The 23,568-nt window shown below is 30.7% G+C and carries 21 protein-coding genes and 1 pseudogene; 5 read left to right on the forward strand and 17 right to left on the reverse strand.

The genetic code is table 11. From position 1 onward, the window contains the following. Positions 1-3: 3 nt before the first annotated feature. Entirely contained in the window at positions 4-1,413 is a 1,410-nt protein-coding gene (locus ACREV6_RS18135) for an APC family permease (RefSeq protein WP_431579530.1), read from the reverse strand. A 358-nt stretch (positions 1,414-1,771) separates the two neighbouring features. On the opposite strand from ACREV6_RS18135, the gene ACREV6_RS18140 reads away from it, so the two are divergent. Then, positions 1,772-2,317 (forward strand): helix-turn-helix domain-containing protein, encoded by a 546-nt coding sequence (locus ACREV6_RS18140; protein WP_431579456.1) that lies wholly within the window; start codon positions 1,772-1,774, stop codon positions 2,315-2,317. A gap of 49 nt (positions 2,318-2,366) precedes the next feature. Here ACREV6_RS18140 and ACREV6_RS18145 read toward each other — a convergent pair whose 3' ends face one another. From ACREV6_RS18145 to ACREV6_RS18165, 5 genes are all read right to left on the reverse strand, one after another. Beyond that, a complete protein-coding gene (locus ACREV6_RS18145) occupies positions 2,367-2,705 on the reverse strand; it encodes a DUF6465 family protein (RefSeq protein ID WP_431579457.1) in 339 nt (112 codons plus the stop codon). A 236-nt stretch (positions 2,706-2,941) separates the two neighbouring features. Then, entirely contained in the window at positions 2,942-3,865 is a 924-nt protein-coding gene (locus ACREV6_RS18150; protein ID WP_431579458.1) for a DUF4179 domain-containing protein, read from the reverse strand. 1 nt (position 3,866) lies between these two features. Next, the gene (locus ACREV6_RS18155) at positions 3,867-4,385 is read right to left on the reverse strand and encodes a sigma-70 family RNA polymerase sigma factor (RefSeq protein ID WP_431579459.1); all 519 of its coding nucleotides are present in this window, start codon (positions 4,383-4,385) and stop codon (positions 3,867-3,869) included. 213 nt (positions 4,386-4,598) lie between these two features. After that, positions 4,599-7,055, reverse strand: a complete 2,457-nt coding sequence (locus ACREV6_RS18160; RefSeq protein ID WP_431579460.1) for a heavy metal translocating P-type ATPase — start codon at positions 7,053-7,055, stop codon at positions 4,599-4,601. A 32-nt stretch (positions 7,056-7,087) separates the two neighbouring features. Continuing rightward, positions 7,088-7,354 carry a metal-sensing transcriptional repressor gene (locus ACREV6_RS18165; RefSeq protein ID WP_431579461.1) on the reverse strand — a complete coding sequence of 89 codons (267 nt, stop codon included), beginning with the start codon at positions 7,352-7,354 and terminating at the stop codon, positions 7,088-7,090. Between the two features lie 379 nt (positions 7,355-7,733). Between ACREV6_RS18165 and ACREV6_RS18170 the strand changes: the two genes are divergently transcribed. Next, positions 7,734-7,964 (forward strand): ground-like protein, encoded by a 231-nt coding sequence (locus tag ACREV6_RS18170; protein ID WP_431579462.1) that lies wholly within the window; start codon positions 7,734-7,736, stop codon positions 7,962-7,964. 49 nt (positions 7,965-8,013) lie between these two features. Here ACREV6_RS18170 and ACREV6_RS18175 read toward each other — a convergent pair whose 3' ends face one another. The 6 genes from ACREV6_RS18175 to ACREV6_RS18200 form a co-directional block, all read right to left on the reverse strand. Then, a complete protein-coding gene (locus ACREV6_RS18175) occupies positions 8,014-9,630 on the reverse strand; it encodes an ABC-F family ATP-binding cassette domain-containing protein (protein WP_431579463.1) in 1,617 nt (538 codons plus the stop codon). Positions 9,631-9,733: 103 nt separating this feature from the next. Then, entirely contained in the window at positions 9,734-10,951 is a 1,218-nt protein-coding gene (locus tag ACREV6_RS18180; RefSeq protein ID WP_431579464.1) for a DEAD/DEAH box helicase, read from the reverse strand. 15 nt (positions 10,952-10,966) lie between these two features. Next, complete coding sequence (recQ, locus tag ACREV6_RS18185; RefSeq protein ID WP_431579465.1) at positions 10,967-13,141, reverse strand: DNA helicase RecQ; 2,175 nt, start codon at positions 13,139-13,141, stop codon at positions 10,967-10,969. 217 nt (positions 13,142-13,358) lie between these two features. Continuing rightward, on the reverse strand, positions 13,359-13,742 hold the full coding sequence (locus ACREV6_RS18190; protein WP_431579466.1) for a response regulator: 384 nt from the start codon (positions 13,740-13,742) through the stop codon (positions 13,359-13,361). 21 nt (positions 13,743-13,763) lie between these two features. Continuing rightward, on the reverse strand, positions 13,764-14,522 hold the full coding sequence (locus tag ACREV6_RS18195; protein WP_431579467.1) for a LytR/AlgR family response regulator transcription factor: 759 nt from the start codon (positions 14,520-14,522) through the stop codon (positions 13,764-13,766). Positions 14,523-14,568: 46 nt separating this feature from the next. Next, positions 14,569-15,216 (reverse strand): sensor histidine kinase, encoded by a 648-nt coding sequence (locus ACREV6_RS18200; protein WP_431579468.1) that lies wholly within the window; start codon positions 15,214-15,216, stop codon positions 14,569-14,571. A gap of 345 nt (positions 15,217-15,561) precedes the next feature. Here ACREV6_RS18200 and ACREV6_RS18205 point away from each other — a divergent pair, with 345 nt between their 5' ends. Together ACREV6_RS18205 and ACREV6_RS18210 are read left to right on the forward strand one after the other, a co-directional pair. Next, on the forward strand, positions 15,562-16,053 hold the full coding sequence (locus tag ACREV6_RS18205) for a YajQ family cyclic di-GMP-binding protein (RefSeq protein WP_125004373.1): 492 nt from the start codon (positions 15,562-15,564) through the stop codon (positions 16,051-16,053). 310 nt (positions 16,054-16,363) lie between these two features. Continuing rightward, on the forward strand, positions 16,364-16,609 hold the full coding sequence (locus tag ACREV6_RS18210; RefSeq protein ID WP_125004371.1) for an AbrB/MazE/SpoVT family DNA-binding domain-containing protein: 246 nt from the start codon (positions 16,364-16,366) through the stop codon (positions 16,607-16,609). A gap of 97 nt (positions 16,610-16,706) precedes the next feature. On the opposite strand, the gene ACREV6_RS18215 is transcribed toward ACREV6_RS18210, so the two are convergent. After that, positions 16,707-17,150 (reverse strand): hypothetical protein, encoded by a 444-nt coding sequence (locus ACREV6_RS18215; protein WP_431579469.1) that lies wholly within the window; start codon positions 17,148-17,150, stop codon positions 16,707-16,709. Positions 17,151-17,461: 311 nt separating this feature from the next. Here ACREV6_RS18215 and ACREV6_RS18220 point away from each other — a divergent pair, with 311 nt between their 5' ends. Beyond that, positions 17,462-17,914, forward strand: a complete 453-nt coding sequence (locus ACREV6_RS18220; RefSeq protein ID WP_431579470.1) for a MarR family winged helix-turn-helix transcriptional regulator — start codon at positions 17,462-17,464, stop codon at positions 17,912-17,914. Between the two features lie 511 nt (positions 17,915-18,425). Here ACREV6_RS18220 and ACREV6_RS18225 read toward each other — a convergent pair. The 4 genes and pseudogenes from ACREV6_RS18225 to ACREV6_RS18240 form a co-directional block, all read right to left on the reverse strand. Further along, entirely contained in the window at positions 18,426-20,792 is a 2,367-nt protein-coding gene (locus ACREV6_RS18225; protein ID WP_431579471.1) for an ATP-dependent DNA helicase, read from the reverse strand. A 38-nt stretch (positions 20,793-20,830) separates the two neighbouring features. Further along, on the reverse strand, positions 20,831-22,792 hold the full coding sequence (locus tag ACREV6_RS18230; protein WP_431579472.1) for an ABC-F family ATP-binding cassette domain-containing protein: 1,962 nt from the start codon (positions 22,790-22,792) through the stop codon (positions 20,831-20,833). Between the two features lie 133 nt (positions 22,793-22,925). After that, positions 22,926-23,123: a hypothetical protein gene (locus tag ACREV6_RS18235; protein WP_431579473.1), complete on the reverse strand. Its 198-nt coding sequence runs from the start codon at positions 23,121-23,123 to the stop codon at positions 22,926-22,928. Positions 23,124-23,200: 77 nt separating this feature from the next. After that, positions 23,201-23,347 (reverse strand): annotated as a pseudogene (locus tag ACREV6_RS18240) (peptide ABC transporter substrate-binding protein); the annotation flags it as partial. Between the last annotated feature and the right edge of the window lie 221 nt (positions 23,348-23,568).

Here is a 23,568-nt window from a genome sequence, read left to right on the forward strand (position 1 = left end):
AAACTATTTTTTTTCTTCTTTAAATCCTGTTCTCTTTACGAAATTATTCCAAATAACATTTCCACTAACTATAACAACTAATGCTCCACCAATCATTTGCACCTCGTATATTATATTTTCTTTCAAAGTTGGCATTACTGGTGCTGCTGATAGAACTATACCAATTACTACTACAACTAATACCATTTGTGCAATTCTAATTGAAGTATTGTTATTTTTTGAAAGTTCATATGGTCTTATTTCATTTGGTCTTGTTTTCCTCAGCTTTATATAAGCTGCAAATAGTAATATATAAGGGAACAACGCTGTAAGTGCAGTCATTGTAACAAGTACATTATATATTGTATCAACTGAAGGCAACAAATTTATCGCAAGTAAAATTACTGATACTATTACTGCTTGAAGATAAACTGCTTTTACTGGTATATTGTTCTCATTAACTTTTGTGAATTTTTTTGAGAATATACCCTTATGAACACTTCCAAAAAGCATTTTTATTGGTGAAGCAATATAAAGTATTATCGCTCCAAACACTGAAAGTGATATTCCAAGTGCAATAATTTTTATAAACCAAGTTCCAATTCCAAGACTTGTAGCAACTGTTGAAAGTGCTACTAAAATTCCCTGTGAAGCCGTTATCTTACTAGCTGGTAAAATAAGTGTAATCGCAATTGAACCTAAAACATAAAGACCTGCAACTAAGCAAGCTGCAATTAATATTGCTTTAGGTAAATCTTTTTTAGGGTTCTCCATCTCTGTTACAAAGTTTGCAGTTGTCTCTGCCCCAGATAGTGCAAACATTACACTTGAAATAGCTGCGAATGAGTCCACATTTAATTTTGGAGTAAGAGTTTTAACTGTATAAACAGATGCCGGTTCATTACCAAAAATGTACACAGAAGCAATACCCAAAACTATTAATAACACTGCAGGTACCGTTGAACCTAACGCTCCTATATTGGTAAACAATTTAGCAAAACCCATACCTCTTGTACTTATATATGATAGTATCCAAAAAATTATTAAAGATAATACCATTACAAACATCTTATTACTAGCAAGCTCAGGTCTTCCTATAGCATAAGATATATTTACAATTAAGAATGTCAAGAATGAAGTATACCAAAATAATTTTGCAGTCCAATTTAGCCATGAAACCAAGAAACCTTGTTTTTCACCATATGCTTCCTTCACCCATTCGTAAAGCCCCCCATCCCTTGGGTAAGTTGCTGCAAGTTCAGCACAAATAAGTGCACCTGGTACAAAGAATATAAATGTGAAAACTACCCATGTTGGAATAGCTCCTAGTCCAAGTCCAAAGGTTGATGCCGTTGACTTTGCAATCCACCTAATTCCAAACAGTGCTGATACATTCATGAATACTAAATCCCATAACCCAATCTTTCGTTTAATTAAACCAGTTTTTTCTTTCATTTTTTGCCCCCTGCTTTCTTTTTAATGTATTATTAATATTCAGTATATTATGTTATTTACACTTTTACTCTATCATAAAAATTTAACAATGTACAGAATTATTTAAGTATTACAATAGTTATTTTAATGCTACAGTAATTTATTAAGTTAAAATTTTTGTAATAAGTACCTAGTTAATTTAATATTGTAATAACTATGATTTTGCTATATTGAATATTTTTTTTTAGTATGGTACTATATTCAATAATAGATGTTATTACTGTAGTAAAATAAATAAAAAGCTTTTAAGTTATAAACTATTATGAATTGTAACAATTGATAAATTTGGAGGCAAATAATGTTAACTGAAATAGCAGGAAAAATTCGTAATCTAAGAAAAGAAAAAGACCTAACGTTAAAAGATTTGAGCATGAAGACTGGTCTTTCAGTAAGCTTTCTATCTCAGGTAGAAAACGGCTATTCTTCACTTGCAATAACCTCACTAAAAAAAATTGCAGAAGCATTAAATGTTCAAATGAACTATTTCTTCAAGCCTCCTGAAATACACAATTTTTTAGTTAAGGCGCAGGAAGATAAAGTATTTAAAATAGAAGGATCAAATTCAGAATTCATTAGAATTAGCGGAGATTTTACTGGAAGAAAAATTGAATCTTTAATAATCATTATTCCTCCAGATCAAATGCATGGAAGCAAATCCAGTCATCCCGGTGAAGAGTTTGTTTATCTGCTTGAAGGAGCATTAATTGTAAATCTTGCTGGAATCGATTATTTATTAAAAGCAGGTGATTCAATACAATATCCCTCAACCACTGATCATTCATGGACAAACCCACTTAATCAGAAAACAAAACTGCTTAGCATTACTACTCCATTAATTTTCTAATCGAATAAAAAAAGGAAGGCAGAAGCCTTCTTTTTTTTATTCGATTATTTTAAGATAATTTTAAATCTATGTTAATAGACCCATTTACCAAACAATAAGCTGTATCATCTTCAACCTTTAGATATACATCTAATGTCTTAAGTTCTGAAAGTTTATGAGATTTAATCCACTCATCATGAATTTTTTCAAGTATTGTTTGTTTGCTAATCTCTTTTCCCTGATATTGAACATAAAATGCAACATCGACTTTCTTAGCTATTGTTTTTTTAACAACAGCAGAAGCCATTTTTATTGCTGCTTCAGCTGTCTCTTCCGTAGACTTTATAACTTTTTCTGCTGTTGACTTTACAGCCGCTTTCGTAAATGTTAAATCACTATTTTTTTTCATCTTTTTTACCTCCGCTTATAAATATTTTTTAATTTTATTAATATATTCTATTTGTTTTAAAAAAAACTTTTTTGTAGAAATAAAATACTACCTATAATTGCATTCTAGAAACATTATAACACTTCTTTGAAATAAATGTAATATATTCCATAAAATAACGAAAAACATTAAAAAAGTAGCAGAATACAAAAACATAATTGTATCCTGTTACTTTTACAGCCTCGCTTTACTTTTAATTATTTAATTTGTTTTGGAATCTCTAAACAACCTCTTTCTTCAACAACAAATTTAAGATTTTCGCTGTATTTTGTCGTTAAATCTTTAATCTTAGCCTCTGCTTCAGCTTTAGTATTAAAAACACCTGCCTCCACACAGAATGTCCCTTTATTATCCTTAAGTGTTCTAATATTAAGTTGTTGAAACAATTGCTCCTCTATTATTCCTAAATTCTCCCCAAATTCATTAGACAAGGTTCTAACAGCATACACAGTTTTTGTTGATTGATTTATATCCTGTGTTAATTTAATTACAATACGAGCAGGATCCTTATATTCTTTTACTTCATATTTTATAGGTTTATTAAACACAATTGTAAATTTAACAGCTGAATCATCTAACATCATATTTTTGTATATATCTGAAACATAACTACTTTTCTTAATAACTTCAAAGTCTTTTTCTGCTGTTAAAGCTCTTGCTCCATTAATGGTAAAAGTCATAGTAGAAGGATTATTTTTATAATCCACTTTAAAGTGAGCAACATTATCTGTAACTTTGTTATCCTTACTGCTCGTAAAGTTAATCACTATAGTTTCATTACTAGCATTCTTTTTAAGATTTATAGAATTTGCATCTGCTCCATCAGTAATTTTACCACCAGTAGCTTCTCCATTTTTAAACTGAAGTACCTTAACTAATTTCCCAACTATAGGAACATCTACTAAAGAGTTAGCAAATGTAGGCATAGTATTTATACTAATAGTGAACACAGTAAAAATAGCAACACTTGCAGCAAATCCTTTTATCCATGTTTTTTTTATATTTTCTTTTTTCATTCTTGATCTTCCTTTCCCTAATGATATATCAACAAATTCACTTAAATTTTCTGGTACTTCTATGTCATTATAAATTTTCTTTAAATCATCTAAATTATTACTCATATTATTCAACCTCCTTAAGATCAATTTTAAGTTTTTCTAAACCACGATAAAGTTGTGTTTTAACTGTGCTTAATGGTATTTTAAAAATATCTGAAATATCCTTTAGTGTTAAATCTTCAAAGTATTTTAAAATTACTATGGATTTATATTTGGTATCTAAATTCTTTAAAGCTTCATGTAAATCCATAATTTCTTCAGTATTATTTAAATTTGAAGCCATGTCTTCTATGTGTTTTTCATCAATATATATAACTTTTTTTGATTTATTCAAATAGTTTATTGAACAATTTATAGTTATTCTTGTGAGCCATGTATTAAAATACTGTGGCTCTTTTAAATGTTTTATGGATACTAGCGCTTTGTAAATCACTTCTTGCATTATATCAAGAGCATCTTCAGTATTATTTACATAACTGTATGCTACCTTATATATATTATCTTTTCTACTTTGTATTAAGGTATCAAAACTCTCATTATCCCCTTTTATAGCTTTTTCAATTAATTCTATCAGTTTAATCACCCCTATAGAGATTTTTTATAGATCTATAATTTTTTATCTTCACCCATTAGACAAAGATGTTTAACAAATAGTTTCATATAGTGAAAAAAAACATATTTTTTTATAATATAACTATTTTCGTATAACATATCCAAAATATTAAAAGCACATGGAATTCCATGTGCTTTCAATATTTCTTATAAACTTGCCACTTGCCACCTGGGTGGCACCTTTTTACCTAACAGGTTTAAATCCCTTTAGTCTTAATGCATTTAATAATACAGATACCGAGCTAAAGCTCATGGCTGTAGCTGCTATAATTGGACTGAGCAGTGGTCCGTTAAAGACATATAATACTCCCATAGCAACTGGGATACCTAAGGTGTTATATCCAAAGGCCCAGAATAAATTTTCTTTGATGTTTTTTATAGTCTTCTTACTTAATTCTATTGCAGTTGCAACATCCCTTAAATCACTTCTCATAAGAACTATATCTGCGGATTCAATTGCAACATCTGTACCTGATCCTATAGCTATACCAATATCTGCTTGTGCTAGTGCTGGAGCATCATTTATACCATCACCAACCATAGCAACTTTCTTTCCTGTGGCTTGAAGTTTTTTAACCTCATTTGCCTTATCTTCTGGAAGCACTTCTGCAAGAACTCTATCTATGCCTACTTCTCTCGCTATAGCTCCTGCAGTTATCTTATTATCTCCAGTTATCATTACTACTTCAATTCCCATTTCATGAAGTTTTTCAATTGCTTTTTTACTACTTTCTTTAACAGTATCAGCAACAGCTATAATTCCTGATATTTTATCTTCTATTGCTATATACATTGGAGTTTTACCTTCTGCCGCTAAATTATGGGAAGTTTCTTCTAGGTTATCTAGAGGTATATTGCGCTCCACCATAAGTTTTCTATTTCCAAGTAAAATATTTTTGCCATCTATTTTAACCTGGATTCCATGTCCCGGTATTGCTTTAAAAAAGTCTAAAATTTTAAATTCTACTTTATTTTCCTCTGCCGCTTTTACTATTGCTTCACCAAGAGGATGTTCTGAACCCTTTTCTGCTGAGGCTGCTATTTGCAATAATTGTTCCTCTGTTATATTGTTTGTAACAATTATATCAGTGACCTTTGGTTTTCCTTCTGTTATAGTTCCTGTTTTATCAAAAACTATAGTTTCAATTTTATGAGCTGTTTCTAAAGCAACTCCACTTTTTATTAAAACTCCATACTCTGCACCTTTACCTGTACCAACCATTATTGCTGTTGGAGTTGCAAGGCCTAATGCACAAGGGCAAGCAATTACAAGCACAGATATGAATATAGTTAAAGAAAATACTGCAGTTTCACCTGAGAGATACCAACCTGCGCTAGATAAAAGTGCGAGACCCATAACAACTGGAACGAAATACCCTGAAATTATATCAGCCATTTTTGCAATTGGAGCTTTAGATCCTTGGGCATCTTCTACTAGTTTTATAATTTGAGCTAAGGCTGTATCTTTTCCAACCCTTGTTGCCTTATATTTTATAGTACCGTTCTTATTAATACTAGCTCCTATGATTTTATCACCAACAGTTTTTTCTACTGGCATACTTTCCCCTGTAATCATAGCTTCATCTACAGCAGTAATTCCGTGGACAACTTCACCATCTACAGGCATTTTTTCACCTGGCCTTACAAAAATTATATCGCCTACTTCAACTTCTTCTATAGGCATTTCAATTTCTTTTCCATCTCTTATTATAATAGCTGTTTTAGGAGCGAGCCCCATAAGTTTCTTTATAGCTTCGGAAGTCTTTCCCTTTGTAACTGATTCTAAGTATTTACCTAGGGTAATAAGGGTTATAATAACCGCTGCTGACTCAAAATATAAGTCATAGGCATAATCTACATTTCCACCGAAAATTTGCATTATAGCAAATACTCCATAGAAAAATGCTGCTGAAGTACCCATTGCAATTAGCGTATCCATATTAGGACTTCTTCGTATTAAAGATTTAAAGCCTACCCTAAAAAATCTATTACCTGCAATCATAACTGGTATAACTAAAACTAATTGCAGAATTGCAAAAAACCTTGGACTGCTCATAGGGTCTATAAATTCTGGAAGATGGTATCCAAATTTTTCAGCTACCATATGTCCCATGGATATAAAGAGTAATGGTACTGTGAACATTACAGAAATAATAAATTTATTCCATAATAATTTTATTTCTTTTTCTTTTCTTTCTTTATCAGCATCAACAGTAGTTTCTGATTCTAATACTTTATAACCAGCTTTTTCTACGGCTTTCTTTATATCTGATATTCTAACCTTTGATGGTTCATAGGATATATTTAATTTTTCTGTTGCATAATTTACATTTGCCCCTATTACGCCATCCAGCTTTTTAGTAACTCTTTCAATTGCCTTAACACAAGCCGCGCAAGTCATACCTTCAATTTTAAAAGTCTTGCTAGTTGATTCAATCAAGGCCTTATACCCTGCCTTTTCTACAGCAGCTTGAATATCTGGCACTGATGTTTTAGCTTCATCATAGTTTATAGTAAGTTTTTCTGTAGCAAAATTTACATTTGACTCTATTACTCCATCTAGCTTTTTAGTGGCTCTTTCAACTGCTTTAGCACAAGCGGAGCAGGTCATTCCATCTATTTTTAATGACTTTGTTGTCATAACTTTCCCTCCTATAATTCAATATTTAAATTCTATTTATCCATTATTTTAGATAAAAGTTCTATAATTTCATCTATTTTTTCATCTCCATTATCCTGCTTAACTGCCTCTACAACACAGTGATGCATATGTTGTTTTAAAATTAGAAGATTTGCTTTTTTTAAAAGGGCTTGGGCTGCAATGATTTGGTTAGATATATCAACACAGTATCTTCCATCTTCCATCATTTTTATTATTCCCTCTATTTGTCCTTTAGAAGTTTTTAATGCTTGTAACGCCTTAACTTTTTCTACATTCATTTAACCCTCTCCTTATTACCCCCCTATGGGGGGGTGTCTTATAATTAGATTATACACCTTAAAGTATATAATGCAAGGGGGTTTTTATTTTAATCTTTACTATTGTTTTATATACACATTTAGTAAAATCCAGAATATACTAAAGTACCAGCTATAACTTCTTTTATTTGACGGTTTTTTAAAAAGAAGTCCATCACCTAGATGTGGTGGTATTAATACCAAAGCAACTCCAATACTTAAGTTAAAGTGTAAAATTTCTTCTTTAAGTGGCGAATTATGTCACTTTAGTTGATTTTCAGACTTTTACTTAGGCACAGGAAAATAAATAACAAGCTGTTATTTATTCGAATGTACCGAAATATAAAGGGAGGGTTTTTATATGAGTCATAGACATAAAAACTGTTGTTGTAATAATAATTGTTGCTGCAGACCTGTTTGCAGATGTGAACCTACTTGTGGAAACAGCTGCGGAAATGGTTGTGGAGGCGGCTTTGGAAATGGTTGTGGTGGTGGCAGCGGTATTTGGTTAGTTCTTTTACTTTTAGGCATTGGTGGACGTGGTGGTTGCGGCGGCGGATGTGGCGGTGGCTTTGGCGGCTTTGGTTTATAGTTAATTTAAAAAGCACTTCTAATAAAAATTTTATTAGAAGTGCTTTTCTTTATTTGTACATAAGTTCTAATTCCTTTTGAATATCATCGCTTTCTTGGAATTCATCATATGACATTTGTTTATCCATTATACCCTTAGGTGTAATTTCTATTATTCTATTTGCAACTGTTTGAATTAGCTGATAATCATGAGACGTAATCAAAATTGTTCCAGTAAAACTAGTTAAACCGTTGTTTATAGCAGTAATAGACTCTAAGTCTAAGTGATTTGTAGGCTCGTCTAAAATTAACACATTAGCATTACTAAGCATCATCTTAGAAAGCATACATCTAACCTTTTCTCCACCAGACAAGACACTAGATTGTTTAAGAGCTTCTTCTCCTGAGAAAAGCATTCTTCCTAAAAATCCTCTAATAAAGCTTTCTGCTTTTTCTTCTGAAAATTGTCTGAGCCAATCAACCAAGCTACAATCTACAGCGTTAAAATATTCTGAGTTATCCTTAGGTAAATAAGCTTGGGAAGTAGTAACGCCCCATTTAAATTCACCACTATCTGGCTCCATTTCACCCATTAATATCTTAAATAATGTAGTTTTAGCTATTTCATCTGCCCCTGTAAATGCAATCTTATCTCCCTTGTTAACTATAAAAGATAAATTATCAAGAAGTGTTACTCCATCTACAATTTTAGTTAAATTTTCAACTACTAATAAATCATTTCCAGCTTCTCTTTCTGGTTTAAACCCAACAAAAGGATATTTACGAGAAGAAGGTTTTATATCATCTAATGTCAATTTATCTAATTGTTTTTTACGAGAAGTAGCCTGTTTTGCTTTAGAAGCATTAGAGCTAAATCTAGCAATAAAGTTTTGAAGCTCTGCAATTTTTTCTTCTTTTTTCTTATTTGAATCCTTAGCCATTTGAAGAGCCAGTTGACTAGACTCATACCAGAAATCATAATTTCCAACAAATAATTGAATTTTACTAAAGTCTATATCTGCAACATGAGTACATATTTTATTCAAAAAATGTCTATCATGTGAGACAACTATAACAGTACTATCAAAATTCAGCAAGAAATTTTCAAGCCACTTTTTAGATTTTGCATCTAAATTGTTTGTAGGCTCATCCAGTAATAGAATATCTGGCTTACCAAATAGTGTTTGTGCAAGGAGTACCTTAACCTTTTCTGATCCGGTTAGTTCCTTCATTTTTTTATCTTGAAGTTCTTCAGTTATGCCAAGGCCCATTAAAAGAGTTGAAGCTTCTGATTCAGCTTCCCATCCATTAAGTTCTGCAAATTCACCTTCTAGTACTGCAGCTCTAATTCCGTCTTCATCTGTAAAATCTGGTTTTGCATATAGGTCATCTTTTTCTTTCATTATTTCAAAAAGTCTTACATGTCCCATCATTACGGTTTTAATAACTTCATGTTCATCAAATTCAAAATGATCTTGCTTTAAAACTGCTAATCTTTCTCCTGGCGTAATTATAACTTCTCCTGTATTAGACTCAATTTCCCCTGATAATATTTTAAGAAAAGTTGATTTACCAGAACCATTTGCACCAATTAATCCATAACAATTGCCAGGTGTAAATTTTATATTAACATTATCAAATAATTTACGTGCACCATATCTTAAACTTATATTATTTGTACTAATCATATATTTATAAATACCTCCATACATTAAGTGATTCCATTATAGTCAAACTACTGCCCATTATACCATAAGGAAGGAAAGTAGGCTAATGAAATTTATTCCTAATTTATTTATTTTTATTGAAATTATTAGTGTTTGATATTTTATTTTGGAGCCTTTCTGCGTGCTTAGCTTTAGGTGACTCCCCTGGCTCAATAATTCTTCCCATGTAGATATCTTTTTGCAGGATTTCTATATTAAAATCTTTTTCATAAGTTTTAATAAGATCAAGTTCTCTCTCTTCTGCTATGGATAGAGCCAGCCCATGCTGACCCATTCTTGCTGTTCTTCCTACTCTATGTAAATAGTCCTTAGAGTTCTCTGGTATATCAAGGTTGAATATATGTGTTACTCCTCCTATATCAAGTCCTCTAGCTGCTAAATCAGAAGCCACCAAAAGTTGGATTTTCCCTGAATTGAAATCCTCAATAGCTTTCTTTCTATTTTCCTTATCAGATGTTCCGTGAATTCCTTCTACTTTTAATCCATGATAGCTAAGCTTTGAAGTTGTAATTTCTACCTCATCACTTTTGTTTATAAATATTATTGCTTTTTTAGGGTTTGTGGCACTTATAAGTTTCCTTAAAAGAATCAGTTTTTCTCTTCTTTCAACTAGAAAATACATATGCTCAATATTAGGGTTTACAACGCTTTTATCCCCTACTTTAATAACCTCTGCATCCTTCATTAGTGTTTTAGCAATTTCTACTGCTTTAAGTGATACTGTAGCTGAAAATAACATAATTTGTCTATCCCTAAGAGTAGTTTTTATTATAGCCTTTACACCCTCTATGTTATTTTCATCTATCATTCTATCGCCTTCATCAATTACTATAGTCTTAACTCCATGTGATTTTAGTTTCTTCATAGTTATAAGTTCTAAAATTCTTCCTGCAGAGCCAACTATTATATGTGGTTTTTCTTTAAGAGACTCTAGCTGCCTTTTGATGTTAACATTGCCTATTATACTAGTGGATTTTATTAAACTCTTTGAGTTCTCTGATAAAAGTTCTATCTGCTTATGTATTTGCATTGCAAGCTCATGAGTAGGTGCAAGTATAATTGCTTGAATATCCTTTGATGTAACGTCTATTTTTTGGAATATAGGCAGTAAATAAGCTAGTGTTTTACCTGTACCCGTTTCTGATTCTCCTATGATGTCTTTGTTTTCAAGTCCTAGGGGAATAGCCTTTGCTTGGATTTCTGTAGGGCTTTCGATCCCTTGTTTTTTTAACCCCTCTATAAGGTTTTCTTGTACTCCTAATTCAACAAATGATTTATCCATATTTTCTCCTTTTTTCTAAGAAATTTTATTGTTGGCGTGCTTAAATATAGCTGCTTTTATAGCTAAATAATCTATTTCCTCTGGCAGCGCGTCTTTAATAGGTTTTAACTTTGAAGCTCCGATTTTTTCTATAACTTCTATAATAAGTGCTTCATGATTTTTTGGAATAAAATCATCTAAATTCACTTCAAAACCCTCATAAGCACATTTTAATATATGATCTTGTACTGTAAGACTTTTTAATTGTCTCTCAGAAATTATATCCTCTATGCTTTTGCCCTCTTTATACATATTATAAGTAATAACATAGCTAGGAACCTTATCTTCATTTTCGCCCTTCTGTTCTACTGCAGTTTCATTTAAAGCCGTAATATCAACTTCTTCATTATATAATATTTCTTCCTTAAGTTCTATATTATTTTCACTCATATATTTTTTTATAACCCCAATAAATTCCTCTCCATACTTGTTAAGTTTAGATTCTCCTACACCTTTGATACTTAACAACGCACTTTTATTTACTGGGAAATATTCGCTCATTTCTCTTAGGGCACTATCTGCAAAAACAATATATGGTGGAACTTTTTCCCGCTCTGAAATCTCTTTTCGAAGTGAGCGCAGTATTTCAAATAAACCATTACCTCCAGCTGCCTTAGCTTTTCTTTTCTCAACCTTTTGATAGACCTTTTCCTGGTTTTTAAGTACTGCCACAGCTTTTTCTTTTAATCGAACCACTGGAAATTGACCATCTGCAAGAGAAAGATAGTCTTCTGCCGTAAGTACATTTATAAGATCTCTTATCTCTTTAACAGTATATTGCTTTATTATTCCATAGGTAGATAGTTTCTCAAATCCAAGGTCCAAAACTTTTTTATTCTTAGAACCTCGAAGCACCTCTGCAATTAAGGTAGTACCAAACCTCTCCTTCATCCTAAGGATGCAAGAAAAGATTTTTTGCGCCTCTATAGTTATATCTACCAGTTCACTTTCATCATTGCAGGTACTGCAATTGTAGCATTTATCCTGAACATTTTCTTCACCAAAATATTCTAAAATAAACTGCCTAAGACATCTAGTAGTATGTGAATAATCCACCATAGCTTGAAGTTTCTTATATTCGCTTATCTTTCTTTCAGGTGATACGGTGCTTTGTTCTATAAAAAATTTTTGAAGCAGTACATCTGCAGCCGAAAACAGTAATACGCATTCACTAGGCTCTCCATCACGGCCTCCACGGCCTGCCTCTTGATAATAGGCCTCCATGCTCTTTGTTAAATTATAATGAATTACATATCGAACATTTGATTTGTCTATTCCCATTCCAAAAGCATTTGTAGCAATAATAATGTTTATATCATCATACAAAAACTTTTCTTGGTTTTCCCGCCGCAGCTCGTCACCTAACCCTGCATGATATTTACCAACATTGTATCCCTTTTTATGCAAAAGCTCATAAAGATTATCCGTTTCCTTTCTTGTAGCTGTATAGATTATCCCTACTTTGTCTTTGTTATCTTCAATATATTTTAAAACAAAATCTCTTTTGTTTTCTCCACGAATTACAGTAAAGCTTAAATTTTCTCTATTAAACCCAGTTACATAAACATCTGGCTCTCTTAATTCTAGTAATTTTATAACGTCTTGCCTTACCGCTTGCGTTGCGGTGGCAGTAAATGCTGCTATAATTGGTCTTACAGAAAGTTTTCTTATCAAACTAGAAATTGCTGAATAACTAGGTCTAAAATCATGTCCCCATTGAGATACACAATGAGCTTCATCAACTGCTAAAAGCGATATTGTCAATCTATTCAGCATGTTACAAAAAAATTCTGATTCTAACCTTTCAGGAGCTACATAAAGAAGCTTATACTCCCCCTTAGAAGTCTTATCAATTCTTTCATTAACTTCATTAACACTAAGTGAGCTATTTATATAAGTTGCCGCTATACCTACACTATTTAAGGTATCTACTTGATCCTTCATAAGAGATATAAGTGGCGATATTACAAGGGTTACTCCTGGTAGCAGTAGTGCAGGTATCTGATAACAAACTGATTTTCCTGCACCTGTAGGCATTACAGCAAACGTATCCTTCCCATTTATAATACTCTCAATTACGCTCTCTTGTCCTTTTCTAAAACTATCATATCCATAATACTTCTTTAATTTTTCTTGTGCCTTACGTAACATACATCTCTACCTCTCATCCGTAATAATTCCTTATAATAGTATAACATTATTTGAAAAACTTTGTACCCCTATGGTTAAGAACTTTATTTTTAACTCCTAAAAGCCTACTCTTATTTATTTTTGTCAATTTTATCATATTTAAAACATAAAAAAATAGATTTATTCTTTCATTTTCTCAGTGCGAAAAAATTAAAAGAATAAATCTAAAAATCTATAGTTAATTAAGTTTTAATCCTAGTATTTCTACAGCTATAGCTATAACTTCATCAAAATAAAAAGGCTTGGTAATGTATTTATCACATAATACGTCCTTACCTCTATTTTTATCTTCTGCTTGTCCCTTTGCAGTTAACAGTACTATATAAGTATTAATTAGCTTTAATTCCTTTTTCACTATATTACATACCTCATAACCATTTATTTCAGGCATCATAATATCTAAGAATACCAAATCTGGTCTCTCCCTTTGAATTATACCCAGTGCTTGCTTTCCATCTTCCGCAAGAAATATTTCTACTCCTTGTTCCTTAAAGTCTTCAAGTATTTCCTCTAATAATAACCTATTATTGACTTCATCATCTACTATTAGTATCTTTTTCATTTGCACCCCTCACCTTTAACATTACATATCAATTATTTTTTTGAATTCCTTAACATAGTGTCTACTCACAGGCACTTCCTCTTTGTATCCCTCTATTTTCAACACAAAAGTACTATTAAACCAGGGGACTATTTTATAAATTTTATCTAAATTAACTAAATAACTTTTATGACTCCTGAAGAAATTATGATTGCTTAATTTATTTCCTAATTGATTTAAAGTGTACTGTGTTGTGAAATTGTCATCTTTAGTTAAAACAAGCACCTCTTTATTTAACACGGTACAATATAATATATCTTGTGGATGCACAAGATATATACATTCGTCCTTCCAAAGTGGTAGCTTTTTCATGCCCTTAATTTCTTGTTTTTCTGGAAATATATTATTATAGCTACATGATGGTATATTTTCATTAGAATTATATCTTTCATTTATTTTATCCATGGTAATCTGGAGCCGTTTCTCCGAAAATGGTTTCAAAACATAATCAATAGCATTAATTTCAAAAGCTTTTACAGCATACTTATCAAATACTGTTGCAAATATGATACTAACTGGAAAATCCATTTTGCATATTTCCTCAGCTAAAGTAAATCCATCAATCTCTGGCATTTCTATGTCTAGAAACACAATTTCCGGTTTAGATTTTTTTATGAATTCTAAAGCGCTTAATGCATCCACATACTTACCTATAATTTCTATCTCATTGTTTTTACCTAAAATAAAACTTAATTCCTCCAAAGACAATTTTTCATCATCTACTAAAACTACTCTTAACATATAAACCCCACCCATATTTAAATTTCATATAATAATAAAATTGAAGCTACTCATATTTTATATTCTCTATTGGTATATATAATGTTATGCATGTCCCAATATTTAATTTACTAACAACTTCTAACTCCGCATTATATATATCTTTATATTGAGAATTAATAAATGAAATTGAGCCCCCATTTTCATCTTTAAATAATCCCTCTATTTGCTTTTCATCCATACCAACACCATCATCTTTGATTTTTATTACTATTTTCTCACTATCACGCACAACCATAAAGGTTATTGTTCCTCCATGATTTTTTTTTAAGATTCCATGGATAATTGCATTTTCTATTAAGTTGTATAGTGAATTTTTAGGTATTAAAAAATTTACATCTCCTTGAATATCGTACACAATATTTAATCTACAGTCAAATCTGACCTTTTGAATATACAAATAAGATTTTATATACTCTATTTCCTCATTCAAAAAAACGATTCCATCAGTTACATCAAAATTAAATCTTAGATAGCTACTAAGTTCTAAAATAACTTTTCTAGCTTCCTTCGAATTCTCCCTACACAAGGATAATATACTGTTTAATGTATTAAATAGGAAATGTTGATCTATGTAGGTTAACATTTGTTTAGGGTTTTTATTAATTTCAATATTGTTTATACTTTTTAATTTATTTTTTTCATTTACTCTCACGTATTTCTCTCCTTACAAACATTTATGTTTAACCTTATTGTGCATAATACTTATTATATACCCCTTATAATTTTAAAAACATCTTATTTTTATGTCTATTAACTATATCGTTAAATTATGTAAATACCTTAGAAAAAAAATCATCTCCTCTACCTATACATTTCTCTTAGTTAATTTATCTTCTAAAGCGTAAAATAATCATAAATGCATATAAATTATAACCTTTATTAATTAACTCCTTTACATTTTCATATTATTAATTTACTATTAATTAAGAGAATTCTATTAATTAGTGAATTCTATTAATTAGTGAATTCTATTAAAGTATAGAGGAGGTTTTTAATTATGGCAGCTGCACATTCGTTTGACATAGTATCAGATGTAGATTTGCAAGAAGTAGACAATGCAATAAACCAAGCATTGAAAGAAATCAAACAGAGATATGATTTTAAAAACACTATTACTGAAATCAATTTAGTAAAAGAAGATATTAAAATAGTATCTGATGATGATTTTAAATTGAAATCAGTTATAGAAGTTCTTGTAAGCAAATTAATTAAAAGAGGTATATCTGGAAAAGCATTAGATTTAGGTAAACAAGATGTTGCTACATTAGGTTCTGCAAGACAAACCGCTAAAATTGTAAAAGGTATTTCCACTGAAAAAGCAAAAAAAATAATTGCAGAAATTAAATCTAGTAAAATTAAAGTTCAAGCTCAAATTATGGATAACCAATTAAGAATTACGGGTAAAGACCTTGATGATTTGCAAGAAGTAATGGCCCTGGTAAAATCAAAAGATTTTGATATTGCTCTTCAATTCACTAATTATAGATAGTTACATGCTCAAAGGTTAGTACCCATGGTACTAACCTTTTTTTTACTATTTATTTTATACCCTATAATTTTTTACACTAATTACAATTCGTTATAGATATTGTATTTTTATAAAAAATTATGTATAATGTAGAGGGCATTATAATACTGTTTAAAATGACAGACTATTGTGGCTTTTTTGCATAATACGTAAATGTTTATTAATTTTTATTATTATTATTAAATATTTTCATAAACCTATTGACGTTTTATGTTAGTTTTGCTATAATTTAATTATAAATAAGTCGAAAGATGTTTGAGGAGGAAATTATATGAAATCAACAGGTATAGTAAGAAAAGTGGACGAACTTGGAAGAATTGTTATTCCTATAGAATTGAGAAGAACTTTGGATATAGATATCAAAGATGCTTTGGAGATCTATGTAGATGGTGAACAAATCATCCTTAAAAAATATGAGCCAGCTTGTATTTTCTGTCAAAACGCAAGAGACGTTGTAAACTACAAAGGTAAAAACATTTGTAAAGATTGTCTTGCTGAATTAGGTTCAGGTAAATAATTTAAGATTTTTTTAAAATAGGCCCTGGTTTGAATAAGCCAGGGCTCAAAGCAAAAAACAAACGAGATTTCCTTTATTGGGATATCTCGTTTGTTTTTTACGTTTTTAGTCTAAACTCGCTACAACACTTAGAGCAAGTTACAATGATTTTACCCTTCCCCTTTGGTAATCTTAGTTTTTGCGCACATTTAGGACAACTGGTAACTATATACTTTCTTCTTTGTTTTAATTTTTCCATAGGTTTATATTTCTTGATCATAGCCTTAAGTATTTCCATATCTTTCTTAATATTAATTAAGTTCATGTTTTTTTTGAAAATATCCATTTTATGATGAAAACTTCCTTTTGTAATTTCAAAAACAAATTTTTTATTATTTCTACCACTCATTTTAATTGATTTGCTTCTCCAAATTGAATAGATAATAAGTGCTGTTCCTAAAATCCATGCATACCCAGTCACAAACAAAAATATTCCTATCAATAAGATTATTTTTGAAAATCCATCCCAGCCATAAAATTCCCTAGCAAAGTTAACAGACATCTATACTATTCCTCCTATTATTCTCTGGAGTACATAACAATTCACAATTGTTATCACCCTTCTTATTCTTACTTTCATTTTAGCACTATAACACCTAAATCATTATTAATTTTCTGTAAAAAATATCCGTCAAAAGTTCACAAAAGTTTTTATTTAATTACATTCATGCAATAAATGGTTGATTAAGGTACTTTTGTAAAATTTAATTGACCCACCAAATTTGCGGGTATATAATTATTCCTGCGGCGAAACATTTAAAAGGGTATGAATAGGTTTTTTTGCTCTATCAAAAATAACTAGGAGGTTTAAATATGAAGGAAAATTATGATGAAAACATAATAAAAATTGAATTTTTATTGAGAAAAGTGTGCTTTGGCATTAAAAAAAGAGGTAGAGGTATTCTAGAAGAGTACAAAATTACTCCGCCTCAATTTGATGCTCTTCAATGCTTAATTCACCATGGTGGATTAACTATAAGTGACCTTAGCTTAAAACTCTTTCAAGCTCCTAGTACTATTACTGATTTAGTTGACCGAATGGAAAATACTCAACTTGTAGAGCGAACAAGAGATATTAAAGATAGAAGAGTAGTAAGAGTTAGTGTGCTACAAAAAGGTTACGATATTATCGATAAAGTGCTAAATGAAAGATGTGAATTTGTAAATGCAGCATTAAAATCAATAGATTCTGATGATAGAATAGAGTTCATAAAATATTTAGACATACTATATAATTCTTCTTTTTGTTCTTGTGAAAAGAAATAATTTACTATTTAAAAAGCATTGCTACAATTACCCTTTCAGAATAAGCTTAAAAATTAAATTACATATTTTATACTTTTTGTCGAATCGGTTTATGTTTTTCATTTTTAGTCTTCATCATATTAACTTTTAATAAAATCTATTGACTATTTGTGTTAATCATGCTATTATAAAAATAAGAAATAAGTCGAATAGCAACAATAGTAAGCCACTAAAGAAAAAGCTTATTTCGATATAAACCTACAAAGATTAAACTCCCCCAAAAACAAAAGATAAATGGAAACTACTTATTTTTTATATTTAACAATGATGGTGATTATTTGTTCTAATATTTAAACTAACAAACAAAGAAATATTATCGTATTCGTAGTTGTAAATATCTTATAGTAATGTAGATATATTTGTAGCAGTTATAAATATTTAGTTTCCTTTTTCTTTATCCCCCCCATATACTTGATAAATTTTAATTATTTATATAAAAAGAACTTGAGCAAATGCTCAAGTTCTTTTTAATTCATTTCCAAAATTCACAAACCTTTTTTTTTGCATCTTCACTATTATTTATTTTGATAAAATCATCCCATTGTTTTGGAAATAGTCGTCTATATCTTCCCTCTAGAAATCTATCATCTATTAAAAGCACCGTACCTCTATCTTCCTCTGTTCTAATTACCCGGCCTGCTGCCTGTAGTACTTTATTCATTCCTGGGTACATATAAGAATATTCATAGCCGCAATTGCTTTTTTTATCATAATATTCCACTATAATTTCTTTTTCAAAGCAAATCATAGGGAGTCCTACACCAATTACTATTGCACCAATTAGCCTGTCACCTTTTAAATCAATTCCTTCCGAAAATATACCCCCTAAAACTCCAAAACCTAAAATATCCTCAGAGTCCCTATCACTAAAATTTTGGAGAAAAGCTTCTCTGGCATCTTCAGTCATAAAATTAGTTTGAACCCTTACTTTTGTTTTTGGATATTTTAGAACAAACATATCACTCACCACCTCCATATACTTATAAGAAGGAAAAAACACCATATAATTCCCATTTTTAGCGCTTATTATAGAGTATATGTATTCAACTATTTTGGAGTAACTATTTTCTCTATATCTATATTTAGTAGAAATATTCTTAGCTATCATTACTTTAAGGTTTTCTTTATGGAAGGGAGAATCTAAAGTTAGATGGTAATCTTCATTTTCTCCACCCAAAATTTCTTTAAAGTATACTAAAGGTAGCAGAGTTGCAGAGAAAAACACCACTGATTTCCCTCTTTTTGATGCTTCTCTCAAAAGTTTGGATGGATCGAGGCAAAACATCTTTAAAACTACTTCATCCTCAGTGCACTCTACATAGGTTATATATTTATCATCATAAAGTTCGGATATGCGAATAAAACTCAATGAATTAAAATACAAGTCCAAAAATTTATCATACATTTGAGATTTTTCATTTTTTGTCAGCCATACTTCTAATATTTTAGTAAGTTTATTAAGAAGATTATATATATCCTCAGGCTGAGAATTTTGTTTGTAATATCCTTTTTCATTGCACATTTTCTTCATACTGAGCATAAATGCATTTAACTTATTCAAAACTTTATACAAATTATCGTCGCGACCTTTTATTTCTCTCTTTAACTCTAAAAGTGGTTTTTTATGAAACTGCGCCGAAAACATTTCGCGAGCTCTATCCACTAAGTTATGAGCCTCATCAACTAAAATAGTATAATCTCCATTATTATCCATAAAGAATCTCTTTAGATAAACTCTAGGGTCAAACACATAATTATAATCGCATATAACACAATCAGACCATAGTGTTAGATCCAATGAAAATTCAAAGGGACAAACGCTATACTTAATTGAATAAATCTCAATTACTTCTCTACTAAATGTATTTTCATTCTCTAGAATGTCTAGTAGTGCCTCATTAACTCTGTCGAAATGTCCTTTTGCAAATTTACATTGCTCAGGATTACAGGCACTCCCCTTACTAAAACATACTTTATCCTTTGCTGTTATTGTAATAGTCTTGAATTTAAGTCCATTATCCTTCATTTTATGAAAGGCATCCTCGGCAACTTGCCTTGTTATAGTTTTAGCTGTTAAGTAAAAAATTTTTGAAGTATACCCTTCTCCCATGGCTTTAACCGCTGGAAACAATGTAGATATAGTTTTACCTACTCCAGTGGGGGCCTGCAGAAACATTTTCTTATGTTCTACTACTGTCTTATATACAGAAACAGCCAGTTCCCTCTGACCTTCCCTGTAATTATCAAAGGGAAATTTCAAATCTTTTATAGTGTTATCTCTTGTTTCATTCCAATCACTTGTAATATTGGCCCATATAAAATAGTTAGAAATAAGTTCATCGAAAAAATTTTGGAGCTCTTCAATTGAAAAAACTTTAATAAATCTTTTAATTTTTTCATTATCTATTCCGTAATAAGTTAATTGTACATTCATAGACTGAAGGTTATTTTGAATCCCATATATATAAGCATAACACTTGGCTTGAGCCCAATGGAGGCTATTATGATCCTCACGAAGCAATTCTACATCTTTAGTAACTGTTTTGATTTCATCAATAGTGACGACCTCGTTTTTTATTAGAATACCATCAGCACGCCCATCAATTACAATATTGCCACCATTGTATGGTACAATATGCTTTAAGCTTACTTCAGGCGAATATTCTTCTCCAAGAAATACAGAATATTTCTCCCTATTTTCCTTCTGAATTTTCTGGTGTGCTTTAGTACCCTCTACAGCTCTACTACTACCCATAAACCTCATATCTAAATTCCCAGCTCGCAGTACAAACTCTACTAAATTGCGCACTGATATTTTTATATCTCTATTTTTATCCATAAATTCTACCTTCTTAATTAATTTACTACCAATAAGTTTTACTTGTTTTTCTGCGCCTCTATTTTCTCACCTAATTCATTTAGATATGTCCATCTCATAATGTAGTGTTCAAGTTCTAGTCCTACTTCCTTTTGCTGCTCAACTAGTTTCTGCAAATACTCAAAATCACTGCTTCCGTCATTTATTTTTCTATTAACTTCTTCTAGCTGGATCTCTTTTTCCTCAATTTTACCCTCAATTTCGTCAAATTCCTTTTGCTCTTTAAAAGTAAACTTCAAAAGCTTATCCCCTTTAGTTTCCTCTGCTTTACTACTTTCATAATTTTCACTATTTTTTTCCTCTGCATTTTCACCTTTATTCTCTTCTCTACTATCTTCTTTATCTTCCACTAATAAATTCGGATTTTTCTCTATATATTCTTTATACTCAGAATAATTACCTACAAATTGAATTATCTTTTCATTCCCTTCAAAACTAAATATTTTTTCGGAAACTCTATCTAAAAAGTATCTATCATGCGATACAGTTATAACCACACCATTAAATCCATCTAAATAATCTTCCAGAACTGCTAGAGTTTGAATATCGAAGTCATTAGTTGGCTCATCTAAAAATAGTACATTTGGAGCTTCCATAAGAATTCTTAATAAATATAATCTTCGTTTTTCTCCACCTGATAAACTAGAAATAAAGGAATGCTTTGTAGTTCCATCAAATAAGAATCTCTCAAGCATTTGGGAAGCTGTAATCTGTTCTCCATCGCCTGTAGTTATATATTCTGCCCCTTCTCGAATGTACTCTATAGCGCGCAGCTTCTCATTCATCTCACCATTTTCTTGGTGAAAAAAGCCAATTTTCAATGTTTCGCCCCATTCAATTACCCCTGAATCCGGACTTAATATTCCACTTAAAATATTCATAAGCGTAGATTTTCCCATACCATTAGGCCCTATAATACCTACTTTATCTCTCCTAGTGAAAATATGATTAAAATCACTAATTAATTTCTTCTCACCAAATGCTTTATAAATATGTTCTACATTCATAATCTTTTTACCAAGCCTTGTTGATGCCGAGGATAATTCTAACTTTTCATTTGTTACCTCAACTTTTCCATCGCGAAGCTCATCAAAACGGTCAATTCTTGCCTTTTGCTTAGTAGTTCTAGCTTTAGCCCCACGTCTTATCCAAGCTAGTTCCTTTTTAAATAAACTCTCTCTTTTTTTCTCTATTGAACCCATTAAAGCCATTCTTTCAACTTTCTTTTCCAAAAACACACTATAATTTCCCTGGTAGCTATATAGATTACCTTTATCTAATTCAATTATTTTATTTGTAATTCTATCTAAAAAATACCTATCATGCGTAATCATAAGTAGTGCGCCTTTTCTATTATTTAAAAATTTCTCAAGCCAATCTATTATTTCATTATCCATATGATTTGTAGGTTCATCCAATATTAGTAAATCTGAAGGAGTAATTAGAGCACTACATAAAGCCACTCTTTTTCTTTGTCCACCTGAAAGCTCACCAATTCGCTGCTTGAAATCAGTTATTCCAAGTTTCGTAAGTATAATTTTTGCATCATTTTGAACTTCCCAACCGTTGCATGCATCCATCTTAGTGTTAAGTCTCATTAAAGCATTTTGAACGGACTCATCCTCTGGATTTTCCTCCATTTTCTCTAAAGCAACTTCATATTCGCGTATAACCTTCATAACATCAGTCTTACTTTTAAAAATTTGCTCAAGCACTGTAGCTTCTGCATCAAATTCAGGATTTTGAGATAAATATTCTATATTTATCATGCTGCCTTTTAAAATCCTTCCAGAATCCGGAACTTCAAAACCAGCTATTATTTTTAAAAAAGTAGATTTTCCTGTTCCATTAACTCCTATTAATCCAATTTTATCCTCATCACTTATACCAAGTGATGCTTTATTAATGAGTATTTTTTCACTATAACTTTTACTCATTTCTTCTATTGTTAATATATTCATATACGTACCACCCTTTTCATCTTATAACTTTATACTTTAATTATAACCAAATAAACACCCCAGTGATAGTGTAAATTTGCAGAAGGCAATTTTTCACTACTACTGGGGTCTATTATTTAAATTCTAAATGTTATTAGCTCCTGGTCCATACTTTCATCATGATGAATAAAAGCAAACTCATAACTAATGTAGCTCCAATCATTATAGGCATGAATATCTGAAATTGTGCTGTAATAATAGCTACAATCTCCTTCCAACCTACACCATCATCATACTTCACTTCCTTACATAGAAGATCTGTAGCTCTTATCCCTTTGAGTTCTCTTTCCATTTTAATAGTAATCTCCCTCCCTTACTTTAGCACCTTTCCATAGCATAAGGTCACCTTGCATGAAATTTATAGCTTTAAGATGGATTTGCGGGACTTGGTATATCGCCTTGCAATATAATTCTTTCCCTCTTTAATGTTGGTTCTGGCAATGCTACAGCTGATAACAGTGCCTTTGTGTATTGACGCATATAATTATTATACAATTCATCTTTCAATACTAATTCCCTTTTATTCTATAAACTGTAATTCCCCTAACTATATAATTATATGGGTAGCAATTATGTTAATGTTGCATCTAACTATTTATGTAAATTATAGTATAATTGTTATATATTAGCAATTATTATTCTTCGACTTCTTAAGCAATATATGTGAACCTACAGACTAGAAGAATAGTTATCGCTATTACTAATATAAAGAAAGACTCACAATTTAAAAAAATTGT

Source organism: Clostridium sp. (assembly GCF_050717515.1).
Lineage (GTDB): Bacteria > Bacillota > Clostridia > Clostridiales > Clostridiaceae > Clostridium_AD.

Coding starts and splice junctions, on each gene's coding strand:
- ACREV6_RS18210 (WP_125004371.1), top strand. CDS start 16,364: ATGAAATCAACAGGTATAGTAAGAAAAGTGGACGAACTTGGAAGAATT.
- ACREV6_RS18205 (WP_125004373.1), top strand. CDS start 15,562: ATGGCAGCTGCACATTCGTTTGACATAGTATCAGATGTAGATTTGCAA.
- ACREV6_RS18220 (WP_431579470.1), top strand. CDS start 17,462: ATGAAGGAAAATTATGATGAAAACATAATAAAAATTGAATTTTTATTG.
- ACREV6_RS18215 (WP_431579469.1), bottom strand. CDS start 17,150: ATGTCTGTTAACTTTGCTAGGGAATTTTATGGCTGGGATGGATTTTCA.
- ACREV6_RS18230 (WP_431579472.1), bottom strand. CDS start 22,792: ATGAATATATTAACAATAGAAGAAATGAGTAAAAGTTATAGTGAAAAA.
- ACREV6_RS18145 (WP_431579457.1), bottom strand. CDS start 2,705: ATGAAAAAAAATAGTGATTTAACATTTACGAAAGCGGCTGTAAAGTCA.
- recQ (WP_431579465.1), bottom strand. CDS start 13,141: ATGTTACGTAAGGCACAAGAAAAATTAAAGAAGTATTATGGATATGAT.
- ACREV6_RS18180 (WP_431579464.1), bottom strand. CDS start 10,951: ATGGATAAATCATTTGTTGAATTAGGAGTACAAGAAAACCTTATAGAG.
- ACREV6_RS18140 (WP_431579456.1), top strand. CDS start 1,772: ATGTTAACTGAAATAGCAGGAAAAATTCGTAATCTAAGAAAAGAAAAA.
- ACREV6_RS18170 (WP_431579462.1), top strand. CDS start 7,734: ATGAGTCATAGACATAAAAACTGTTGTTGTAATAATAATTGTTGCTGC.
- ACREV6_RS18175 (WP_431579463.1), bottom strand. CDS start 9,630: ATGATTAGTACAAATAATATAAGTTTAAGATATGGTGCACGTAAATTA.
- ACREV6_RS18150 (WP_431579458.1), bottom strand. CDS start 3,865: ATGAGTAATAATTTAGATGATTTAAAGAAAATTTATAATGACATAGAA.
- ACREV6_RS18160 (WP_431579460.1), bottom strand. CDS start 7,055: ATGACAACAAAGTCATTAAAAATAGATGGAATGACCTGCTCCGCTTGT.
- ACREV6_RS18225 (WP_431579471.1), bottom strand. CDS start 20,792: ATGGATAAAAATAGAGATATAAAAATATCAGTGCGCAATTTAGTAGAG.
- ACREV6_RS18165 (WP_431579461.1), bottom strand. CDS start 7,354: ATGAATGTAGAAAAAGTTAAGGCGTTACAAGCATTAAAAACTTCTAAA.
- ACREV6_RS18190 (WP_431579466.1), bottom strand. CDS start 13,742: ATGAAAAAGATACTAATAGTAGATGATGAAGTCAATAATAGGTTATTA.
- ACREV6_RS18235 (WP_431579473.1), bottom strand. CDS start 23,123: ATGGAAAGAGAACTCAAAGGGATAAGAGCTACAGATCTTCTATGTAAG.
- ACREV6_RS18195 (WP_431579467.1), bottom strand. CDS start 14,522: ATGTTAAGAGTAGTTTTAGTAGATGATGAAAAATTGTCTTTGGAGGAA.